The organism is Paenibacillus ilasis, assembly GCF_043195395.1.
GTDB lineage: Bacteria > Bacillota > Bacilli > Paenibacillales > Paenibacillaceae > Paenibacillus_AQ > Paenibacillus_AQ lautus.
The window spans coordinates 2489717-2511800 of the sequence record NZ_JBHDJG010000001.1 but is presented as its reverse complement, the minus strand read 5'-3'; the positions used below and the strand labels follow the sequence as shown (position 1 = coordinate 2511800).

Here is a 22084-nt window from a genome sequence, read left to right as displayed (position 1 = left end):
CTCCTTTCAACCCATGGCGACTGCCGAAATACGACTTACGATCGTACATCTTGGAATGTTGTTTCGGGATTGGCTTCCTTCAACAGGTTCCAATAGGATTCCTTCGGAAGATGGTTCTCGTCGAACACGAACGGCCAATTTTTACGGCCCCTTACCGGAAAATGATCCAGCCAGGTATAATCGTCCGCCGCGCCCCAGAAGGTTACGGAAGCGATGCTGCCGCTGTACTCTTTAAGCAGCCGGAACAATTGTCCGTAACGCTCCGCCTGGCGTTCAAGCATTTCTTCCGTCGGCGCCGCCAGATCGGTCCGCTTATCCTCATGCGCGAAAACGGATACGTCAAGCTCCGTTATATGCAGCATCAGGCCAAGGCTGGCATATCTTTCGATGGCCCTGCGGATATCGTCAAGCGATGGAAACTCCAGATTCCAATGAGCTTGAAGTCCGACGCCGTGAATCGGCACATCCTGCTCCTTTAATGATTTAAGGAGCGCGTAAATCTTCTCCCGCTTCTCGGGTACGGATTCGTTGTAATCGTTATAAAACAGCAGCGCTTGCGGATCTGCCTCGTGCGCGTATTCAAATGCCTTGGCGATAAAATCCTCCCCGATCGAAGCAAGCCACGGGGAGGAACGAAGAAGTTCGCTTCCGCTGTCGGCAATGGCTTCGTTCACGACATCCCAGGAATAAATATCTCCGCGATAACGGCCAACCACCTCATGGATGTGCGCTTTCATCCGCGCAAGTACCAGCTCGCGGCCGGCTTTCCCTCCGGAGCTGTTTTGAAATACCCATTCCGGCGTCTGATTATGCCATACGAGGGTATGCCCTCTCACCGCCATTCCGTTCGACTTGGCAAACGATACGATCTGGTCGGCTTGATCGAATGTATATACCTCTTCCGATGGGTGCAATCGCTCGAATTTCATTTCATTTTCCGCGGTAACGCTGTTGAAATGGTGCGCCAACAATTCCTTTTGGGTCACCATCGTGATCGGATTCACGGCAGCACCGATCTTGAAGCTATTTCCATAGGCTTCATGAAGGCTGGGCAGCCTCTTCACATTTATTCTCATAACTCGGCTTTCTCCTTATCAACGTTTTTTTCAGTAAGCAGCATTGAGCTTTGGGTTTATCCATAACCGTCCGCCAGGCTCTGGGAAGACGTCCATTTATCACTCATTCCTCGCCGCCTCAACAACGGCCCAGAACGCCGGTTTGGGCTGATGTTGTTGATCGAACAGCAAAGGCGCATTTGTGCGTGCGACCGGAAAACCATGAAGCCAGGTATGATCATCGGCGATGCCCCAAAAGACGACACCGCTAAGGATGTCCTTGTTTTGGCGGAATGCCTTAAACAACTCGCCATATCGTTCGGCTTGCAGGTTTAGGATTTCTTGCGGGAGATCTTGGCCGTAATCGCTGCGGTCGTTCCAGGCATAAATGTTCATGTCGAGCTCGGTGACGAGATTGTCGAGGCCAAGCTCCGCGAATTTTCGCATCGACGTGATGATGGAATCCACCGATGGACCATAGATGTCAATATGCGTCTGATGTCCGACACCGTCGATCGGAACACCTTGCTCCAGCAAATCTTTCACAAGCTGAAACAAACGGTCCCTTTTTACAGGGTTATCCGTACCGTAATCGTTAATATAAAGCTTCGCTTCGGGTCCTCCGGCTTCCCGAGCCGCTCGAAATGCCGTTGTGATGTAATCGGTGCCGGCAATTTTATACCATTCGCTCGCGCGCATCCCGTCCGGATCCCCGGGTTCAATGACTTCATTCACCACGTCCCAAGACGTAATCTCGTCCTTATATCGGCCGACGATCGTCCTTACGTGGGTATCCAGGCGTACCAGCAGCAATTTTTTGTTCGCTTCCCGGCGCTTGGGGTCTGTCTCATCCACCATCGGTTTGCCTTCCGCATCTTGAAAAAACCACTCGCCAACTTGGGTATGCCAGACCAGCGTATGGAAACGGACTTGCATGTTGTTATCCTTGGCAAATTCCACGATTCGGTCGGCATTCGTCCATATAAACTGGCCTTCCGATGGCTGGATCGCATCCGGCTTCATGACGTTCTCCGCCACCAGCCAGTTGACATGCTTCTTCAGCAGCTCCGATGATGGGCCGTTGGTCTGATTCGGTTCGATCGCGGCGCCGATCGGAAAATCCTCCTTGTAGAGTTCATGAAGCGAGGGAATATCCCGCCGTACAGACGGTTGTACCTGCGGTTCAGTAGATGCGGGTTTGTTCGTACTGGCTGGCGATTCGGCACTCGTATTCCCGTTCAACGCTTCGGAATCCCCCCTTATCTCCGCTACTCCTTCCTCCAGTGTCCCAGGTGCCAGACTTTCAGCGGCCTGCTTGTCGCGGCTGTCCATATAGGACACGATTAAGAGGAGAACAACAGACGCTGTCACCGCAGCTGCCGCTGCCGTTACCGCCCATCGGCCGCGTTTAGGCATACGATGCAAAGCATTACCTCCTTTCCGCTTCGAGCAAGGAAACATGGATTCGGTACGGAACCCAGCCCGAAATGTCATAACTCCATATTAGCGCTTACATTTTTTTGCAACAACCTGCCAAATTGGGGTCCTTCACCCGTCCAATCTCAGGTTGTCAAAATTTCTTACGCGTTCACATACCGGTTATATTCAGTAAGAAGTAAATATCGGTTAGAAATATAAAGATCGGCACATTGTGATCCAGCCTTCCGTTCACCATAATGTTATCAAACCGTATGTAAGCGTTATTACAAAGAAGTTAGGGGGAAGCATTGTGCATGATATTCTGCTTGTTGATCTGGAAACTCATGATGTAGAAACACCGGGAAGCCCGCAGGATTGGAATGATTTGAGATGCTTGCGGTGCCGCTGCGTCAGGTCCTCCTCATCCGCTATGCAATTCGTTGCCTTGGAGCCTTACACGGTAGTAATTATCCATGCGTTCGGTTCAGATTCCGCAGGCATGGAGTTATGCGAACAAATCCGGTGCGTAAGCCGAGTCCCTATCATTGTTGCCGGAGGCAGCACGGACTTTTATTGGACCCGGAAAGCCTTGCAGCTGCAAGTCAACGATTATTTGCCAGCACCGTTCACGATCGAAGAGCTCAGCTCCAGCTTGCAGATGATCACGCCGGCAACCGATTCCGGTGACGGGAATCCGTGTCTTAGAGTGTCCCATGACCATGCGGAAAAGGAGGATCAGGTCATTCAAGAGGTCAAGGAATACTTGGAAGATTCGAAGTATCAAAACGTCACCTTGAAAGAAATTGCCGAGCGGATGCATTTCAACTACTCCTATTTAGTCCAAAAATTCAAGTTCCACGAGAAGATGACCTTTAACGAATATCTGTTGCAGCAGAGGATGGAGAAAGCGAAATTCTTGCTGGTGCACACCGACATGAAGATATACGAAATCGCTGACATGGTGGGTTATAACGATATGGACTGGTTCTATAAAAAATTCAAGTCCTATGCCGGCGTAAGCGCTAACATGTATAGAAAAATGCATGGATCGCAGACAGTTCAGATCGCCTCTGGCCAGCATTAACTTGTACGTACATTATAACCTCGAAACCTAAAAAAGGCGCTGTTTTTTCGGGAGCGCCTTTTTAGATTGCAATCATGTTATTAACGAACAGGCAATATCAGCAATCAATGATGAAATTTCCATGCTTCGAAATCAAATAGCCTCTGATCCCGCTGACCGGTAAATATGAAGTAAAGATGATGGATGCCGGACGCGCCCGAAACCTCTATGGAGAATTCCCTTCGCTGTTCCGTACCGGATGAAGGCGGTACGTCCACCGTGCCGATTCGTTCTCCATCCGGACGATCCAGCCGAAGCTCCAGCTGCCCTCCCGCATCTATACCCGAGACCCAAGCCGTAAACACAGATGCTCCTTTCCCGAAATCAGCATTGGCCACTGCGATCCAATCCTTGTCATGGATGTCCGTGACCGTCAGTATCGGGCCGCCCTGCGAGTCCTCAGCAGCCGTAGACGTATTGACTTGAATTCCGGCATTCCATGCCATCGTTACCGCCTCCGTTCGTTGGAAAGGATTGAGCGGCTGGATCCCTTTCACGCCTTCCATGTCAGCTTCAATCTCCCTGATGGTACCGTCCGGCTCGATATAAACCCGGTTCAGATGGGTGGAGCGATAGCCTTTGGGAACCCCCATGGACTTCGACAGCGTTTGGGCGTGATAGGCAATATACCAGTTTTGTCGGAGCTGAAAGATGACGTGATGATTATTCCCTCCGACCCCGAAGAAATGCCCTGGATTTTTCAATATAGTCCCTTGATACGTCCAGGGTCCCATCGGATGCTCGCTGACCATATAAGCGATCTCGCCTGGAGGAGGACTGTTCTCCGGCCGCGTTCCTCCGGAGAAATTGGAACAGTACGTATAGTAATACCTTCCACCAAACTTGTTGATTCCTGAATCCTCGAACATATAAGGAGCTGGAATCGTGACGGCTTCTCCAAGCACGCTGACCATATCTTCGCCAAGCTGCATGACGCGAGCCGTATCCGGCATTTCGGCTTTGCCTTCCGGAATGCCGCCGCCAAAGTAAATATAGGCTTTCCCGTCATCGTCGACGAGCACGGCGGGATCAAACAACCACGTGACTCCTTCCACGCCTGGCGTGTTTCTTGTGATCAGCGGCTTTCCTATAGGATCTATCCACGGGCCAACGGGGCTGTCGCTCGTGAGTACACCGATGCCGCTGGCATTGTTGGCAAAATAGAGGAAGAATCGATCTTCCCCGTGAATCACCTTGTGCGCGGCCGCTGGTGCCCATGATTGCGTTGCCCATGCGGTAGCGCCGGTCGGTCCTGCAACCTGGATTGCGCCGTGATCGGTCCAGTTGACCAAATCCGAAGAAGAGATGACGGACAGCTTGTTGATCGTGCTGTAGCTGTTGTCCTTGACGTTCCCGTCACCGTCATACTCTAGTGCGTCGTACGTGTTATATAAATAAACGCGTCCGTCTACTGCCAGCGCATAGGGATCCGCGCCGAATTTATGCGAGACGACCGGATTCCCATTTGGAGGAATCTTGCCGATCGCGACCGCATACGGCTCGCTGCGGGTGCTGTCCGCATCCCGAATCGTTTCCATGCTGCTGCCCTGGTCCATCATTTCAGTTCCCGCCTTGCCTGCTTTGATTTCATCACCCATCTTGTCACTCAACTCCTGGTTTAACAGTTTTGGATCGTCTTGGCCACGATTCGCAAGGTTTGCAAAGACAAACATTATGCAAACGAACGCGAATACGGTAGATATGACCAGTAACGGCTTTACGGGCTTCATCCCTGAACACGCCCTCCTCCATCGTTACTTGGCGACCTGTCATTCCCATTACGGGTCGACATTCCGGAAGTGGTCGTAAAAAGTGTACCGCTTGCTAAGCAAGGCAACAACCCGACATTCCATCTGAAAACACCGGACTAATGGTAGGTGGCCGGCCTAATTCACGAGATTGTCCCGGTACTCCTGCGGCGTTAACCCCGTCGCCTTTTTGAAGAAGCGGGTGAAGGAATGGGCTGCATCGTATCCGACAAGAGGAGCCACGTCCCTTACCTTCAAATCCCCTTCCTTAAGCAGCTCCTTGGCTCTTCGGATTCGGCATTTTTCGATATATTCGGAGATGTTGATTCCCCGTTCTTGCTTAAACAAGCGCGATAGATAGGACGGATTGAAATAATATCGTTCGGCAAGATGCACAAGGGTCACGTCCTGATCCAAATGCTCCTCGATATATTGACATACCCGATCAATGACATGCGCCGTTTTGCCTCGTTCATCCATTCGTTTGAAAGCGAAGATGTCTTCGGCCGTTCGCCTCAAATACCGAAAAGCTTCCTTTATGGAATCATGGCCTTCCAAGTCCAGCAGCTTTCCCCGTTCACCGGTAGGATCCTGAAGACCTAGCCGGGTCAGCTTCGCATACAGCACCAGCGCAATAGAATAATAAGCTTGGGCAGCGTGCTGATGAAGATCGTCCACGTTCAGCACGATTTCCGACATCTGCTCCAATTCTTCCATAAATTCATTTTCCCTTCCGGCCTCCAAATGTGCTTCCAAGATGTCCGCCTTATGACTCGCCTCCACTCCTTCCTTGCAGTACGGCGATTTGTCAGAGTCGGTTTGATCCTTCAGAATCATCGGAATTCCGTCGCCCATCTTTAGCTGCTGCAGCCTTCGCAGCCGTTCATACTGTGGTGTCACATCCTCCCACCGGCACGGGAAGCCGCTTATGGTGAATGATACGGTAAGTTCAAGAGAATCAAGGCAGGCTTCCTGGATGAGTTCAAGCGTACCCTCCAAATAAAGAACCAGACGATCCCCGGTTGGGTTCTCGGACCGCGGCTGGAGCAACCATAATAAATCCCCGTGTTTGTCCACGACGCCGATGCTGCGGACATGCTCCTCCATAAAAGAATTCCATATCCATCTTACCGATCGATGGCCATTTTTCTTTTCTGTATATGCTTTGCCTGCTGAATACGCTACGCGGCCAAGAGCTAACAGTACAGGAAGTTTAGGATCCAGCCCAATGTTCAAGGTTTGGAAATCGTCAATCATCGCTTCGTTATCCGCTCCAAGCAAGCTGCTGTCCGCTACGAATTGCCGGAAGTACTCCCCCTGCTCCATCCACTCCAGCGCTTCGATCTGCATGCGAGATTGCTTGAGCCATTCTTTCATGCGGTTGCCGCTCTCGATTTCATGGATAACTTCCTTCACGACCTCCATGACCTTATCGAAACCTTCCGTCTTCAACAAATAGCGAATATTGGGCATCTGGATCGCTTGATAAGCGTAATCGAAATTACTGTACCCGGTCAGAAAGATAATTCTGCACCTTGGCCAAAGAGCGCGAATGCTCTCCGTCAATTCCAATCCGCTCATGCCCGGCATGCGTATGTCCGTCAGAACGATGTCGATTCTCGTGCGCGACATCCAATTCAGCGCTTCCTTGCCGGAGTAGGCCCGGCAAACATCAAGCTTTTCGGGCATCCATTGATGAAATACTTCGAACAAACTGTTCGTAATAATCTCTTCATCGTCGACGACCAACAGTCTATACATGTCCATTCCCCTCCGTCAGCCTGATTCGAATCTGGACTCGCAATCCATTCAATGGACTTCTTGAAAAAACTAATCCGCTGCTTTCCCCGTACGTTAAGGCAATTCGCCGATGGATGTTGATAAGGCCGGTCACTTCAGGGGATTCAGCGGATTCGGATGTCCGTTCAAGCCGCCTGTTTAGCGCTTCGATTTCGTTATTCGTCAACCCGCTCCCATTTTCTTCAATCACGATGGAGGCTTCGTCATTATCCAAATGAAACGCTACATGCAGCAAACCTTCATCCTGCATTTTTTCGAGACTGTGCTCATAGGCGTTTTCGATAATAGGCTGAATGATCAATCGCGGCACCTTGATGGTCTCCATATCCTTCGGCAGCTCCCCGAATTGAACGCGGATCCGCCTTGAGAATCTGAGCTTTTGAATCTCGGTATAAATGCGGGAATGCCTCGTCTCTTCCAGCAATGGAACGTTGTCCGCATCATTGCGGGTAATGAATCGAAAATATTCTCCAAGCATGTTCGTGAACAACTCGATTTGCGCGACATCCCCCGTTTTGGCCAGGGAGCTCAAGATGAAGAAGCTATTATATAAAAAGTGGGGATTGATCTGGGATTGGAGCTGTTTCAGCTCCGCCCTTTGCATCATGAGCTTATGCCTGAAATCCTGATCAATCAAATGCTGCAGCTTGATAAGCATATGATTGAATCGATCGTATAAATAGCCGAACTCATCCCTTTGTCCGTGCCTGATCCGGATATTAAACATGCCATCTTCCATTTTCCTGAAGCTTTGGACAAGCAGGAGCAGCGGTTTATGAACCAGCTTGTATGTCGATACGGCATAGATGGCGATGGCTAAGAGCGTCGTGCCTGCAAACAGCCAGGCCCAGACATAAAATTTACTTAGCGGCCGCTTCACCACCTTGGTAGGCAAGTAGGTGAACACGGATAATTTCAGCTTGTCGGAATACGCCTTATCAATCAGATACCTGCCTGTACCGATCGTTATCAGTTGGCGATTCGCATTTTGGATGGCCTGCACGGCCCCTCCCATTAAACGATCCGCCTCCTCATGGCTGGCCAGAGCAAATCCGGACGGCTCGGAGACGATAAAAGCCCCGCTTTCCGGATATACGCTGATTTGCATCAAGGATTCCCTGAGTTTGCTCGGATCCAGTTCGATCTGAACGATCAGGAACGGCTCTTCCCCTTTTCTAGCTCCGTATTTAGCCGCTACAAGATGGAGCGTATCGTCGATCTGCAAGAGTCTCGCATTGCCGCGCGCCTTTCCTGCTTGGACATTGTTATACCGTCTCGAGTCGAATGGGTTTATCCCGGTCATGGCTGAAATCGTTTTATCCATGCCGCGGATATGAACGAATACATCTTTTATGTAGACACTGCTGTTTTTGATGGAGACCAGTCGAGGCAGCAAATAATGGAGGCTTGCTTTTCTATCGACCGTGCTCATCATCTCCCATGTCAGCGCCATTTTGTTGAGTTCCCCGTCCTGCAAAATATCGTATTGCTGAATTTCCAACCATTCGATTTCCCGGTTCAACCCGTCCAGGTAAGCCGAAAGCTGCGCTTGCGAATTTTTGGATATTTCCTGGCTAGCGTATTGGTAACTCCAGTTATACAGATAAACACCGAGAATGATAAGCGGAAGAATAACGAATAGATAGGTAGCAATCAATCGAATAAAGATGGTATTACGAATGGAATTCACGGGTAACTTAAGCAATTAAACTCCTCCGATGCGTGTGAATATGCTTGATGATTAGCCGCCTGATGGCCTTTGAAGCCAATCATGCTTGCGGGGCTCATGGTTCTATGGACGGCCTTTCTTTTCCTCATGCCATTGATTCACTTCGGCCGTAATGTCCGCGCCGCCAAGCCGATACCATTCCTCGACAAACCGGTCGAATTGGTCAACGGGTTCGCCGAGGATGATATTAACGAAGTAATCATGCTGAAGATTGTCCAGAATGTTTCTTCTTTCGATCATGGTTTCGGTCGGAGCGCCGGCAAATGCATCGAATAACAACTGATCGTTTTTCTCGTATTGGTCCAGGATACTCATCGCACCGGATGACCCGTAGATTTTTTCCCATCCCCAGTCGGATTCGCTGTTTTCTTTCTTATCCATATACCGATCGATTCGGTCTTGAATGAATCCGGACTCACCTTGTAACTGTGACGTCGAGCCTTTTCGACGCGCTTCGGCGATTTGCCGGTAGGCTTCGAGGTTTTTATCAGCAGGGAAAGGAGTCACGGGAGATAGACCCCACACGGGCGAGGAATCGTTGTAGTAAGTCCCGTACTCGGCCGTTTTGCCCCAATTTTTTTCAAGATGCAAATTGAACAATTTCAGAATCGCTTCCGGGTGAGCAAAATCCTTTCTTACGGCGTAAAAAGAACTTGTGGTAAATTTAAGCGGAACCTTTGGCGCCTTGCCGGAGTCAGTAACAATGGGAAAAGCCTGCCACTCTGCATCCGAATCGCCGCTTCGGCTGGATTGAAACAAGAACGCTCCCCATTGCTCTCCATAGGCCATTCCGATCTTCCCATCGGCTATGAGCTGTTTGGCTTTGCTTCCGTTTTTAAAAATGAATTCACTCTCGATTTCATGGTTGCGATACATATCCTGAAGCGCTTTGAGTGCCTGTTTCACTTCGGGCTGAATGCCTCCGTATACGAGTTTGCCGCTCTCGTCTTCAAGCCATATGTTCGGGTAAGCTCCATAACCGGCCATGAATCCGGTTAAACCCATGACGGGGTCCCACAAATATTGGGTAGCCGCTATTCCATAGGTGTCCTGTTGGCTATTTCCGTCGGGATCCTGTTCTGTAAACGCTTTCGAAATTACCAGGACATCATCCATCGTTTGCGGAGGCAACAGCTCCAATCGGTCCAGCCAATCCGTTCGAATCCACAGAAACATCGCCTTTTCGATAGAGGAATCGGTCTCTGGTATGCCCATCAGCTTGTCACCGATTATGCCGGATTCCAGGGTGCCGCTCCCTTCCTGACGATGAACTTGCCGAGTCAACGCTGAAGCATATTCCTCATAAGCCTGCGTCAGATCCTGGATCAGACCGGCATGACTTAATTGCCTGAGCTGCTGGGCATTGACCTTGACGATATCCGGAATGTCCCCTGAAGCCAGCATAATATCCAGCTTTTTGTGGTATTGTTCGCTTCTCACAGCCCATTTGTATTTGATTTGAATGCCAAGAACTTGTTCGTACAACTGACTCCAGCGATTGTCCTCCAGCGTTTCATCAGGCAATGCCTTTAGAATATCTTCCAAGCCGTCGCCGATTTCTCTAACAAGCGTGACTTCGATCGGCGGATGATAAGCGCTTAATGACTTATCGTTGTATACGCCCTCCCCGCGTGTTTCCGGCCCCCGATTGTGGTCGATACCGCTGCTTTGGTGACAAGACGCCAGTGTTGAACCAAACAGTAAAGCGCTTAGCATGACCTTGGATAAGTTCTTTACGATGATCAGCAACAGATAACACCCTTTCCTATCGATTAATTGTATTATTATACTTTAAAGGACCAGGCCCACAATAAACATTTTTTTACTTTCCATCCCGTTATTTACTTGTTGCTGCATGCAAGCAAAAACCGCCATCCCCTAGATTCGGGGTGGCGGTTTTCATCTTGAAATGTTAGCCTACGATACCGGTACGCTCGATACTTTCCACGAAGTATCGCTGGACGAACAAATAAATGACGATCAACGGAAGGATGGCCAGCAAGATGCCGGTATCCTGCACCATACTCAAATAAAAAGGGTCTGCCTTCGACGGATCGCCGCCCAGCATGACGGACAGATTGTACGGCAGCGATGAAAGCTGGGTGGACATGACCTTGCTTGAAGTCAGATACGTCGTCGTGTAGAAGCTGTCGTTCCATTGCCAGACGAAGGAGAACAACGTCGTGGTAATGACGGCAGGAATCGCGTTCGGCATCATGATGCGGGTAAAGGTGGTTCCGACGCCCGCGCCGTCGATATAAGCGGCCTCTTCCACTTCTTTCGGAATGCCGCGGAAAAATTGTCGGAATATAAAAATGTACAAACCGGCTTTGAGGGAATTGGCCGTCAGCGAAGTCAGAATGAACGGCCAATAGCTGTTTAACAGATTGACGGATTTCCCGGTTATGAGCGGGATCAAGCCCATCAGCGTAAAATCTTTCAGATTCAAGTATATGGGAATGAGAATCGTGGTTGGGGGCACCAGTATCGTCAGGATAACGCAAGCGAACATAAATTGGCTGCCCTTGAACTTCAAACGGGCAAAGCCGTATCCCGCAAGCGCGCAAGAAGCGGCTGTCAAGACCGTCGTCGTCGCCGACAGCGCAAACGTGTTGAAGAGCGTTTCCCAGTAATCCATAATGCGGATGGCATCAAGGAAATTGCTCATCGTAAAATTTTCCGGAATCCATACGACGACCGGTGAATAAAGATCGGCCTTGTCTTTGACGGCCGTCGAGATTTTTTGCAGAATCGGATACAGAATGACAAAGGACAGGCCTGCGATCAATGTTAAACGTATGAAAGACCAGAGCCATCGTTTCCAATGTTCGAGCGATAGCAACCGAGATACCGGCATTGCATTCACCTTCTTCTATTCATGGTAAAAGACCTTTCTGGATACCAAATATGCGCTGATTAATAGGATGATAGTAATGGCTAAGAAATAAATCCAGGCCATCGCTGAGCTAAGGCCGAAATCGAACTGAACGAAGCCCGTGGTACGGATTAACTCTGTCAGCTCATTTCGGGAGAACGAGTCGATAATTGTATAAATCATATTGACCAAGATTAGCGGGCTAACCATCGGAAACGTGATTTTCCAGAAGGCTTCGTAACCCGTTGCCCCTTCCATCTTGGACGCTTCATACAGCTGGGGAGATATCGTCTGGATGCCAGCCAGGAATATGAGAATCTGTACGCCGGATTGGCTTACAATATCATAAATACGATCCACGGCTCCCGTTAAATAGTTTACGATGGTCTCGCTTACGCCGGCTTGAAGCATTAATCGCTCGAGCTCAAAGCTTCCCAAAGCGTTGATCAGCCCTCCGGAACCGGCATTCTGATCATTGATCGCCTGAACGAGGCTGCTGCTTTCCAGGGTCAGTATGACCCCGGAAGCAAGAATGACAGGCAGAAAGAATATCGATCTGGCAAAGGAACGGCCAAGGAATTTCTGATTCAGGACAACAGCCAGAAAGAGGCTGAAAATAACGATCAGGGGCACGTTTACCACCATATTAACAATCGCTTCGGTCAGCATTCGATTAAAGCTGGTGTTGACCGTAAAGGCGGTCACATAATTTTTCATCCCCATTAGGGTAATGCCGATTCCTTCGGAATTCGCGGTTACAGTACTAAAACTGTAGATCAGGGAAGTCAGCAAAGGGATCAGGAAGAAAAATATAAAGCCGAGAAGCCAAGGCATAACATAAGCAATGCCCCATAAAGCCTTCTGTTTCCCATAGCTCCTTTGCTTTCCCCCCAATCGCTGGGTTATGAATTTCACGGCGCTTCACCACCTGTCACATAGCTTTCGGCTTCAATGGTTAGATCGTCAATCGTCACCGGTACATGATTATAATTCACGATGACATAAACGCCGCTCTCATATATCGTCTTGAATACGCCGTCAGCCAATTCGTCATGTCCGATGATCCGATCATGGCGAACCTTTTTCAGAAAAGCATTCACTTCCTCATAGATACGGGCGGCTTCATCGATCCATATCTCGTAATTGGCGGAGAACAAGTCGTTATGCGCTGTGTCCTTTATGTTGTGATTCGGTTCAAAGATCCATTGGAAGTACACGCTGGAACCGTACTCCAAACACTTCAATATATACGGTTTGGGATCGGTATACGCAGTCAGATTGTAGGGTGAGCCTGTGTAATCGATATAACCGCGGACGACCATTTGATAGAACGGGATTTCCGCGTCCTCGATTTTAAACCTGCTGCTTGCCATGGGCGCGTGGGTGATATCGGTTAAGAAAGGCAGCGCATAAGCATTTCCTCCGTCAGCCATGACCTGAAGATTGGCATCTTCAATCTTGTTCAGCGCATCCTGAGACAGCTGCTCGGACTCCGTTCGGTCAATTTGGCGGTGCTTGCGAAAATCGCTATCGAGCTCGGCGGCCAGATCACTCAGCGAAACGGCATTTGCGCCGTATTTGCCATAGTCCTTTAAGAAAGCTTCCGTGTAACTACCTATAAACCGCGGCGATATGACATAGGTCGGCGAACCGGTCCGATCCCGGCGATTCAATGCCGGATTGAATGAATAGAGCTCTGCGGGGACGCCTCGGAGCGTTCTGGCCGCCTCCTTCGTTTCGTTGAACCCGGAACCGGACAATGCGGTAAGGATGGCGACATCCGGATATAGCGTTACCCCATTCTCGTTTGCATAGGATAACAGACGCCGAAGTCCCTTCTCTCCCCCTACCTGCTGGTCAACGGAGACGCTGCCAGGTACCTCATGAGCCAGCCCCTTGTTGAACCAGCCGCTATATTTCAATTTGATGTCATGGATTCCACGCTGGCTCATGTCTGTCAGAATACTTTGCGCTTGTTCAAAGGTCGTGAGCGGCTCCAGCGCCCGATAGGGAATTCCTGCAAAATGCTTTTTCTTATAAATGCTGCCTACGAGCTCCAGATAGAACGGCATATTCTCCCTGTTCCTCTCGGCAATTGCGGGAAGACCGCCATACTGCTCCAAATATTTCCTGTAATAGGCAGCAAGTCCTTGATAGGAAGCCGACTGCTTGCCCACGAAGGCATATCGGACCGTAAAATCGCTTCGCATCGGAGCTTCTTGAAATTTCGGAAGCGAGCGCTGCTGACCGTTCGCATCCAGGCTTAAGTCGCCTTTGTTGATCACCGTGAACGTCGGGTAAACGTAGTTATAGCTGTTCAGTCTGCCGCTAACGTCGGCATTGATTGTCGCGGCCGGAGCCCCTTCCTCGATGATGCCGATAAATGCCCCGGCTTGACGGATGATTCCGAACACCGGCAGCCTGATTTCCTGGCTGATTTCTGCCGTTTCGATGCGGCTCACGGTTCGGTCCGTTCCGTACACGTTCTGTTGGTAGGCTGGATACCGGGTCTTGCCGTTATTAAAATGGATCAGAGCCCCCGATCCGTCCGGAATGAAGATCGAGCCTTTTTCTTCCGTTCCCCCGGCACCGAAGAACCTCAGGAACGATATGGTGTTCACCGGATATTCAGCCGGGAAATCGATGCTGGAAACCGGGATCTTGGCGAGCAGACTGTCGCCGTCCAGCGTGTATTCAACCGAAGCATGAAATACCCGCGGTTCAGGCTTGGTCTGATCCAAATGGTTTTCCTCAATGTCGACCAGCAAATCTTCTTCGGTATACCCGGCATCCTCAAAGGCTTTAAGCGCCCGCTCCAGCTGAAGGCCTTTAAGCGCGCCGTCGGACCGGACATACATCCCCTGTTCCGCATCCTCGGTGTACGCGATTTTCAGCGTTCGCTGGCCCGTGCTGTCCAGCTTGCTTAACAGGTTCTGCTCGAAGCGCGAATTGCTGATCTTCTTGGGCATGTCGTCGATTGTTTTCTTGTCCGAGCCGAACCGGTAGTTTACGCGAACGCCATTTGCAATTTCCTCCATGCCGATTTGTTTATAAGCCACGCTATCGGCGTGCGAATTGACGGAGTTTATTTGTCCGAAACTATTATAAAAATCAAGCTTCAACTGAGAGGACAACAAACTCTTGTTCACGCCTGCAGCCAGCGGATCCGACTCACGCCCGGGAGGATTGCTGTGCCAAACTTCCCTGCTCGCTTTATGCACGACGGCGATCGCCCCCGTCTGATCGTCCGCTAGCAGCTGCAGTTGATCGTTCTCGGCGATGCCTTTCATGCCTTGGACTCTTGGATTGGCGAACGACGCCTTAAGAGTTGAATCGGGTTTAAACGTTTCGGTGAGCCTGTTGACTTGATCGCCAGCTGCCTCATCGGGTCCTTTATCCGTGCATCCGGCCATGATCAGCGCTGTCAGTACACTGGCAGCAAGCAGCATATATCTAGCGAAATTGCCCATTTTTCCTCCTCCTTAAGTTCTCATGACGAATTCTTGATAGATGACGGATATAAAGGCCACGATCTGTTGGACCAAGCTGAAAAACAGCAAACTGATAAAAGCCATGAACCCCATGGCGACCAGGGTCAGCATCATAATTCCGATCGTTTTGGACGGGGAAAACTGATGTACGGTCATATTGCCGATAAACAGCAGATATACGAACCAAAGAACCGCAACGGAGTTGGAAAAATAATAGAAGGCGGTCTCTTGCAGCGAAACGAGATTGCTGAGCCAAATCCATGGAAATTGAATGATCACGAGCGGCAGGAGCGCGAAGCAGGTCGAGGTAAAAATTTCGACGAATTTGCCTTCTCCGTCCATCAAGGTCGTAAGCGACCAGTTGGCCACGCACCAGAACAATACCGGCACGATCACATACACGATTTCCATGAAGCTGTTCATGGTCTCTGGATTGTACACATGGACTAGAAAACCGCTGTACTGGCTCCCCAAAATGTTCGTAACGGCCACCAGGAACAATACGCAAAATGAAATGATCAACGTGAATTTTCGGTTGCGATCGTATTTCAGGTCCCAATAGCCTTCAAAGGGATGAACCATGAGATTTAGGGGGAATCGAATCCAATCCCTGCTCATGCGGAAGCCCCCTTTCTTCGTTCCTTCGCTTTCCGAAGCCTTGCCGCAACAAAAATACCGATTCCGGCTAAGAACAGCACGGTCATGATCAACGGAAAATGCTCTCTCATGACTTCTTTTCGATATAGCAGGAATGCTTTGGAATAGTTTTTCTGATCCAAACTGCGTTTAAAATGCTTCATGGCGTCCTTATAATCGCCTTGACGAAGCAAGGCTTTACCGATCCCCGCATAGGCAAAATCCAGATTGGCATTCATGGCGATCGTTCGATTAAACAACGCAAAAGCGGTTTCTTCCTCGCCACGGTAATAGCTATTGACTGCTTCATTCAGCGTTCGCCCGTACTCGGTCGTTCGGAATACTGTGATTTCGCCCAGCGCTTTATCCAGCACAAGAAAATCCTCGCCGATTCGATCGATGGCGGCCGGCGTATGAAACTGGCCCAATTGGTTCCCCAGCCCGCCGAATACGTACATCAGATGACCGTCCCCGTTGTAAGTGAACACCCGCCCTCGCTTGCCATCGAGAACAGAGTAAATCTCGCTGTCTGTAACATCGATATCGATCAGCTTAGAAGGACCTTCGCTGCTGATGTAAAGAATGTCGCCCTGCGGGTCGGAATACCCTGTTCTTCGTAAAATATCGCTGCCTTGCGCGTTAAGCTTCTTAATGTTGTTCCCCCACTGGTCTCCGTTAGTGGCATAGATGAATCCTTCCGAGTCAATATCCAGATTCGTAAACTCCGTAGGCGTAAACATGACCATCTGGCTGCGCTGCGCTTTGGTCGACACCTGCTTCCAGAAATATTCGATCGGATCGATATAAACGCGATTCGCGCCAATGAAAGTAGTAAACGCCCCTTCGGCGTTGAATTCCATGAACCCGTCAAACACGCCGACAGCCATGACATAAATTCGCTGCGCATGGTCCATTACGACCCGCACGGGTTCGAATTTAAACGAATCTTGCAATAGTTCCGACTCCGGTGAATCGATGATCTTGACCAGCTGAAAATCCGCATCTAAGTGAACCACCCGCTTGTTACCCGTGTCCGCTACAAGCACATCGCCGTCATCCGTCACGAAAATCCCTTGCGGTTGAAGGAATGTATCCGGCTTGCCCTCTCTCGTGAAGGAATCCACGGTGGTTACCAGCTTTAGATCATGGTCCAGCACAACGATCCGATTGTTGCCTGAATCCAGTACGTATACGCGATTGTCGGCGGCGACGTGGAGATCACTCGGCTCTTGGAAAGCCCCCGTCCCCAGGTCCGAGCCGCTGATCCATTCGGTCGCTACATAAGCGGCCGGCGCTGCGACGGCATCGCCCCAATAGGAATAATTGTAGGAGTCCGCGGCGCTCTCGGCGCTTACGTTCCCCGTTCCTGCGCCAACCCCCAATAAGCAGCAGATCAAGATGAGGAGAGGCGTTTTCAGTTTGCGCAAGCTGTTGATCAATCTGGTCATGCCTCCTTTCTAGTCCTTCATCCCTGAAGTGGCCATCGTCTGCATGACGCTGCTCTGGGAGATGATAAAGAGCGTGATGGGAACGATCATCAGGAGAAAAGCAACGGCCGCGCCGACGCCGGCTCGTGCGATTCCGCCTTCCGTGATCTGTCCCAGCGCGAAGTGTAACGTCTTCAGATGCTCGCTGTATATAAAGCTGCCGCCGTCGCTGCCCCAAAGCGCGGGAAATTGCAAAATCATAAGCGTCAGCCAGGCAGGCTTCACGTTCGGCATCACAATGGACCAGTAAATCCGATACTCGCTGGCCCCGTCAATTTTGGCCGCCTCGAGCAGCGCGTCGGGAATTTGCTCCATAAACTGCTTCATCAGGAACAGCCCGAGCGGAAAAGCCAAGGAAGGCACGATGATGGAGGCATGCGTATTGATCCACCCCAGCCAAGACATGACCATATAGTTCGGGATCGCCGTTACATGAGGCGAAAACATCAGGGCGAGCACCACGATGGAGAACAACGCTTTCGAGCCGGGAAACCGGTATTTGGCTAGCGGATAGGCTGCCGCGGACGCCAGCAGAATATGTCCGGCCGTTCCAATGATGGTGATCAATAGCGTGTTTGCGAAATAGCGCGATAAGGGTACCCAGGAATTCCCCATTAACACCATCAAGTCCAGGAAATTATCCATCGTCGGATTGTTTACGAAAAACCGCGGAGGGAAAATGAACAATTCGTCCAGCGGCTTGAATGCGTTGTTCACCGCGTAAATCAAGGGCAATGCCATGAAGGCTCCGAACAAGGCGAGCAGCGCAAACAGCAAAATGCTAACGGGCAAAGAACGGTTCAGCGTTCTCGGCAGCCGGAAATATCGAATCATTTTCGCAGCCAACGTTACTCACCTATCTTTCTCAACATTTTTTGCGTTAACTTGTTGGTCCCTACCATCAGCAGGAACAGGAACGTCGCAATGGCTGATGCGTAGCCGAGTTCAAAGCGGATCGTGCCGAAATCCATCAGATGGGTTACGATCGTGTGCGCCGCATAGTTAACGCTCGGAAACCCGGCGAGCGCGATGGAGATATCCGCGACCGCGAATGCGGTTGTAATCTGCATGACGGCCCCGAACATCAGCTGCGGCCTCATGGACGGCAGCGTAATATACCAGAGCTCCTGCCAACGATTTTTAATGCCGTCCATCGCCCCGGCTTCGATCAGTGACTTGTCGATCGTTTGCAGACCGGCGATAAAAGCCAGAAAGCTGGTGCCCAGGCTGAGCCAAAGCTGTACGATAATCACGATCCATAGAATATAGTTTTCATTCAGAAGCCATTGAATCGGTTCCAAGATAAAGCCGGCTTTCATAAGAAATCCGTTTAAATACCCGTAGCTGTCACCGGAAAAGATGATGAGCCAAATGAAATAAACGTTTCCCGATATGGAAGGCGCATAAAAGACCAGCGTCATGAACGCCCGCACTTTGGGCGACAGTTCATTGATGATCCATGCAAATACAAAGCAGGCGATATAACTGACAGGACCGGTTACGACTGCAAACATCAGGGTGTTTTTCAAGGCGATCATAAAGATATCGTCATTCAGAAATAGTCTCGAATAGTTTTGCCAACCGACGAACCTCGGAAATTCCAGCATGTTAAAGTAAAAGAAGCTTAGGGCAAAGGAAAAGACCACCGGAATAACCGTAAACAGAAAGAAAATAATCATATACGGACTCATCAGCAAATAGTAATGCTTGCTGCGTTTTAACTCATTTATGAAGGAGACCCTACGGCTGTTCCTCTGCACATTCGATTTGGGGCTCTTCACGGTTTGAATTCCTGGTTGCATCGACTACCGCACCTCCCCTGTTAATATGGGCAAATTGAACTCCTTCCGCTTGATCTCGATTTCATCGTTAATGTACAGAATATAATCGGATAAGGCTTCTCGCGGATTTTCGCTGGCATTCACCACTTTTCTAAACGCATTGTCCAAATGCCTGCCCGTGAAATATCCTCCTGGCACTTGCGGAATGCCTCGCACCCATCTCCATTGGTTATTCAAATTCCGGTAATCCTTCACCGGCCATGGCAGCTCCTCCAGCGCTTCGATGTTGGCCGTCGGATAGCGGGCCGCCTCACCCATCAAGCCTTCCATCTCTCGTCCATACGCAATTTGCGTATCCTTGCCGGTCCACCACTTCAGAAATTCCCAAGCGGCCTCTTTGCTCTTCGAATTCTGAAGCAGCATGACGGCGGTCGTATGGCTGGCAACCTCGTGGTTTACGGTGCCGTCCCCGCGTTCAGTGCCCGGCACGATCGTGAAATCCCACAGTCCCTTAATCTCGGGGGCCATAACCGTCAGCATGTTGTACGTCGTGTAATCCGCAATCCCGATCGGCATCTCTCCGGTCCGGAAACGGTTCGGAAAATCCGCTTGAAGCGGGAACTTGTAGCTGGTATAGAACTGCGTCCACTTCTTGAAGGCTTCCATGGAGATGTCGGAATCGAGCGCGCTCTTCGTATCGTTATCGCGGTAGAACTGCCCGCCGTTCTGGTACAGCAGCATCGCGAACGTAGCATTCGGGACCAGGCTTGCATTAGTGGCTTCCAGCGGCAAATAAAATTCCATGTTGTGCTTCTGAAGCACGGAAATCATGTCATAGATTTCTTGCCAGGTCGCGGGCGGCTTTAAACCAAGTTCCTCCAAAATATCTTTCCGATAGAACAACATCGGGAAGGTTTGCTGCTCAGGCAAGGCGTATACTCCGCCGTTATACTTATAAGGCTCCAGCCCGCTGTCGCGAAACCGGGTAACCACCTGCTCGAAATCATCGAATTTCGTCAAATCGGCCGCAGCGCCCCTCATCGCGTAGTTGACCGGCACATCCTCGCCGATTTGCATCGCGACATCCGGACCCTCTCCGGCAAGCGTAGCTGGCAGAAGGATATTTCCCGGAACAAGCCGGAGATGCACCGGAATGCCCGATTCAGGCGTAAACGTGTCGTCGATCAATGCTTTCAGTACTTGGGCCTGATCGCGTCCGGTCGTTACCCAAACGGTAAAGGCGTCTTCTTCATCGCCGGCGTTGCCGATCGTGTCATAGTCTTCCGTGTATGAAGCCACGTAAGCGCCTAACTCATGGCCCGTTATTTCGAGAAACGACGCGTCCGGTTTGGGCAGCTTGCGATCCGGCGAGTGAATGATAAGGTAATCGAGCGAGATGGGCTGCTCTTTAATCTGCAGCATCCAGGTTCCCAGACCGCCTACGTTCACTTTATACGTATCCAAGCGCTTCGCGACGGTTTCGGGATTTTCGGCAAGCTCGTTCAGCTGGTGCACCATCGAATGCAGGACAGCTACCTTGTCGCTGCGCTCGCCCGTAGCCTCTTCCAGGTAATCGGCCACGCTCTGAATGATTTCGGCCTGCTCGGCGAACACCTCCACCATATCCGGAATCCGCTTCTCCAATTGATAATCGCGGAACGGATCCGGCGTATTGGAGGTGATCATCAATATTTTCCGGTACATTTCATTCAGTTCCAGCACGCTGGATTCAATCGTCTGCAAGAGCGGTGCGATCTCGCCAAGAGACACCATCATTCGGACCCGGTGCGTGCCTTTGGTGAAATGGAATAGATAAGGCTCTTCCTCGCCCAGCACATTCATCTGCCAATCGCGGTCGTAATGAAAGCGGATTCGTTTCATTTCCTGAAAAGGAAACTCCCCGTCAATCATAAGGCTGCGGGTGGCGAAGACGCCGCGGAGCTGGTCCTGCTTTTGCTTTAAGGCGATTTGGTATAATCCGTCTTCTTCCACCTCGAACTCCCATTCGATCCATTGCCCCGGCAGCTTCCAGTTGACGCCTCCGATGGTGTTGACTCTGATTTTGGAAACGTCGTAAGGCACCACGGTCGGGCTGGATCTGTCGGATGTTGGATACAAGGTCGGCGACGATTTCCGCTTGGCGTCCTCCGCTTGGATCAGAATGTACTGATCCCGGCTCGGTTCCAAGCCCTCGGACTCAAATTCATTCGCCAGCTCCTCGTACGTTTTCAAGGCATGATCCTGGTACAGCTCGATATAATCAATGGCCATCGGCTCCCGCAAGGACGTTAGCGTAAGCTTTTGCTTGCCCTTGTCAAAATAAAAGGAATACGGCTCATCATAATAGCCATACCGATCGGAGAGCGGCGCAAGCTGCCATGAAGGCTTTTCGACCTGCCTTGGCCGCAGATCGTTTCCCCGGTTATCCTGCCTGATTTCTTCGTCCCGATTTCCCCATACCCTGTCGAATAACACGATATCCGCACCTTTGAAAGGCACCTCGTCATTGATAGAGAACTGTCTTTCGATCGCCGAACTCTTACCTTCAATAGGATAATATCGGATCCGTATATGGTATAAGCCCGGTTCTTCCACGTTCACGTCCCATGTGATGGAACCTACCTCTGGCGTGATCACGGATTTGCCTTCGGAACCGTGTAATTTCTCCGCGATCTCGAATCCCTTCCCAGCGGTTGATACAAAAGACTCGCCTTCGATGCGGACAATGCGGTCCGGACGATTTGCCGATGCATGGGCGTCTAAATACTGGCTGTACCCGTCCTGCCCTTCCGTTTCCATGATCGCTTCAAAGTCGGCGGTCGCTTGAACGGTGCCTTGGTTTGTCGATTTCGAAGGGTAGAAGGCCCATAGAGACAAAAAAAATAGGACGATGACAAGTATGGCGCTGCCGAAACGCTTGTTCCTGGTGTTCAATTTCTC

Annotated in this window: 15 protein-coding genes; 1 reads left to right on the top strand and 14 read right to left on the bottom strand. The window is 50.5% G+C overall.

Annotated features, from left to right (window positions below; all coding sequences use genetic code 11):
* Positions 1-35: 35 nt before the first annotated feature.
* Both ACETK5_RS11585 and ACETK5_RS11580 read right to left on the bottom strand, forming a co-directional pair.
* Complete coding sequence (locus tag ACETK5_RS11585; protein ID WP_394055737.1) at positions 36-1076, bottom strand: endo-1,4-beta-xylanase; 1041 nt, start codon at positions 1074-1076, stop codon at positions 36-38.
* A 99-nt stretch (positions 1077-1175) separates the two neighbouring features.
* A complete protein-coding gene (locus ACETK5_RS11580; protein ID WP_394057406.1) occupies positions 1176-2471 on the bottom strand; it encodes an endo-1,4-beta-xylanase in 1296 nt (431 codons plus the stop codon).
* 313 nt (positions 2472-2784) lie between these two features.
* Here ACETK5_RS11580 and ACETK5_RS11575 point away from each other — a divergent pair, with 313 nt between their 5' ends.
* Entirely contained in the window at positions 2785-3558 is a 774-nt protein-coding gene (locus tag ACETK5_RS11575) for a helix-turn-helix domain-containing protein (RefSeq protein WP_394055735.1), read from the top strand.
* Between the two features lie 104 nt (positions 3559-3662).
* Here ACETK5_RS11575 and ACETK5_RS11570 read toward each other — a convergent pair whose 3' ends face one another.
* The 12 genes from ACETK5_RS11570 to ACETK5_RS11515 all read right to left on the bottom strand — a co-directional run bounded on the left by ACETK5_RS11570 (position 3663) and on the right by ACETK5_RS11515 (position 22078).
* Entirely contained in the window at positions 3663-5327 is a 1665-nt protein-coding gene (locus ACETK5_RS11570) for a glycoside hydrolase family 43 protein (protein WP_100537273.1), read from the bottom strand.
* A gap of 156 nt (positions 5328-5483) precedes the next feature.
* The gene (locus tag ACETK5_RS11565; protein ID WP_394055733.1) at positions 5484-7106 is read right to left on the bottom strand and encodes a response regulator transcription factor; all 1623 of its coding nucleotides are present in this window, start codon (positions 7104-7106) and stop codon (positions 5484-5486) included.
* Positions 7099-8850 (bottom strand): sensor histidine kinase, encoded by a 1752-nt coding sequence (locus ACETK5_RS11560; RefSeq protein ID WP_394055731.1) that lies wholly within the window; start codon positions 8848-8850, stop codon positions 7099-7101. Before ACETK5_RS11560 ends, ACETK5_RS11565 begins: the two co-directional genes overlap by 8 nt.
* 87 nt (positions 8851-8937) lie before the next feature.
* Positions 8938-10590 carry an extracellular solute-binding protein gene (locus tag ACETK5_RS11555; RefSeq protein ID WP_394057404.1) on the bottom strand — a complete coding sequence of 551 codons (1653 nt, stop codon included), beginning with the start codon at positions 10588-10590 and terminating at the stop codon, positions 8938-8940.
* 196 nt (positions 10591-10786) lie between these two features.
* Positions 10787-11731, bottom strand: coding sequence for a carbohydrate ABC transporter permease (locus tag ACETK5_RS11550; RefSeq protein WP_326113598.1), 945 nt, complete (start codon positions 11729-11731; stop codon positions 10787-10789).
* Positions 11732-11746: 15 nt separating this feature from the next.
* Positions 11747-12664, bottom strand: coding sequence for a carbohydrate ABC transporter permease (locus ACETK5_RS11545; protein WP_096773854.1), 918 nt, complete (start codon positions 12662-12664; stop codon positions 11747-11749).
* The gene (locus tag ACETK5_RS11540; RefSeq protein WP_394055728.1) at positions 12661-15219 is read right to left on the bottom strand and encodes a DUF5696 domain-containing protein; all 2559 of its coding nucleotides are present in this window, start codon (positions 15217-15219) and stop codon (positions 12661-12663) included. The genes ACETK5_RS11545 and ACETK5_RS11540 overlap by 4 nt, the downstream gene beginning before the upstream one ends.
* A 12-nt stretch (positions 15220-15231) precedes the next feature.
* Positions 15232-15858, bottom strand: coding sequence for a Yip1 family protein (locus tag ACETK5_RS11535; protein WP_096773856.1), 627 nt, complete (start codon positions 15856-15858; stop codon positions 15232-15234).
* Complete coding sequence (locus tag ACETK5_RS11530; RefSeq protein ID WP_100537280.1) at positions 15855-17315, bottom strand: hypothetical protein; 1461 nt, start codon at positions 17313-17315, stop codon at positions 15855-15857. The genes ACETK5_RS11535 and ACETK5_RS11530 overlap by 4 nt, the downstream gene beginning before the upstream one ends.
* 18 nt (positions 17316-17333) lie before the next feature.
* Complete coding sequence (locus ACETK5_RS11525) at positions 17334-18197, bottom strand: carbohydrate ABC transporter permease (protein ID WP_207797501.1); 864 nt, start codon at positions 18195-18197, stop codon at positions 17334-17336.
* A 14-nt stretch (positions 18198-18211) separates the two neighbouring features.
* On the bottom strand, positions 18212-19165 hold the full coding sequence (locus tag ACETK5_RS11520; RefSeq protein ID WP_100537282.1) for a carbohydrate ABC transporter permease: 954 nt from the start codon (positions 19163-19165) through the stop codon (positions 18212-18214).
* A 3-nt stretch (positions 19166-19168) separates the two neighbouring features.
* Positions 19169-22078 (bottom strand): extracellular solute-binding protein, encoded by a 2910-nt coding sequence (locus ACETK5_RS11515; protein ID WP_394055725.1) that lies wholly within the window; start codon positions 22076-22078, stop codon positions 19169-19171.
* Between the last annotated feature and the right edge of the window lie 6 nt (positions 22079-22084).

Excerpts from the sequence above, each read along its gene's own strand:
- ACETK5_RS11585 (WP_394055737.1), bottom strand. The coding sequence starts at position 1,076 with ATGAGAATAAATGTGAAGAGGCTGCCCAGCCTTCATGAAGCCTATGGA.
- ACETK5_RS11580 (WP_394057406.1), bottom strand. The coding sequence starts at position 2,471 with ATGCCTAAACGCGGCCGATGGGCGGTAACGGCAGCGGCAGCTGCGGTG.
- ACETK5_RS11570 (WP_100537273.1), bottom strand. The coding sequence starts at position 5,327 with ATGAAGCCCGTAAAGCCGTTACTGGTCATATCTACCGTATTCGCGTTC.
- ACETK5_RS11565 (WP_394055733.1), bottom strand. The coding sequence starts at position 7,106 with ATGTATAGACTGTTGGTCGTCGACGATGAAGAGATTATTACGAACAGT.
- ACETK5_RS11555 (WP_394057404.1), bottom strand. The coding sequence starts at position 10,590 with ATGCTAAGCGCTTTACTGTTTGGTTCAACACTGGCGTCTTGTCACCAA.
- ACETK5_RS11550 (WP_326113598.1), bottom strand. The coding sequence starts at position 11,731 with ATGCCGGTATCTCGGTTGCTATCGCTCGAACATTGGAAACGATGGCTC.
- ACETK5_RS11540 (WP_394055728.1), bottom strand. The coding sequence starts at position 15,219 with ATGGGCAATTTCGCTAGATATATGCTGCTTGCTGCCAGTGTACTGACA.
- ACETK5_RS11535 (WP_096773856.1), bottom strand. The coding sequence starts at position 15,858 with ATGAGCAGGGATTGGATTCGATTCCCCCTAAATCTCATGGTTCATCCC.
- ACETK5_RS11525 (WP_207797501.1), bottom strand. The coding sequence starts at position 18,197 with ATGATTCGATATTTCCGGCTGCCGAGAACGCTGAACCGTTCTTTGCCC.
- ACETK5_RS11520 (WP_100537282.1), bottom strand. The coding sequence starts at position 19,165 with ATGCAACCAGGAATTCAAACCGTGAAGAGCCCCAAATCGAATGTGCAG.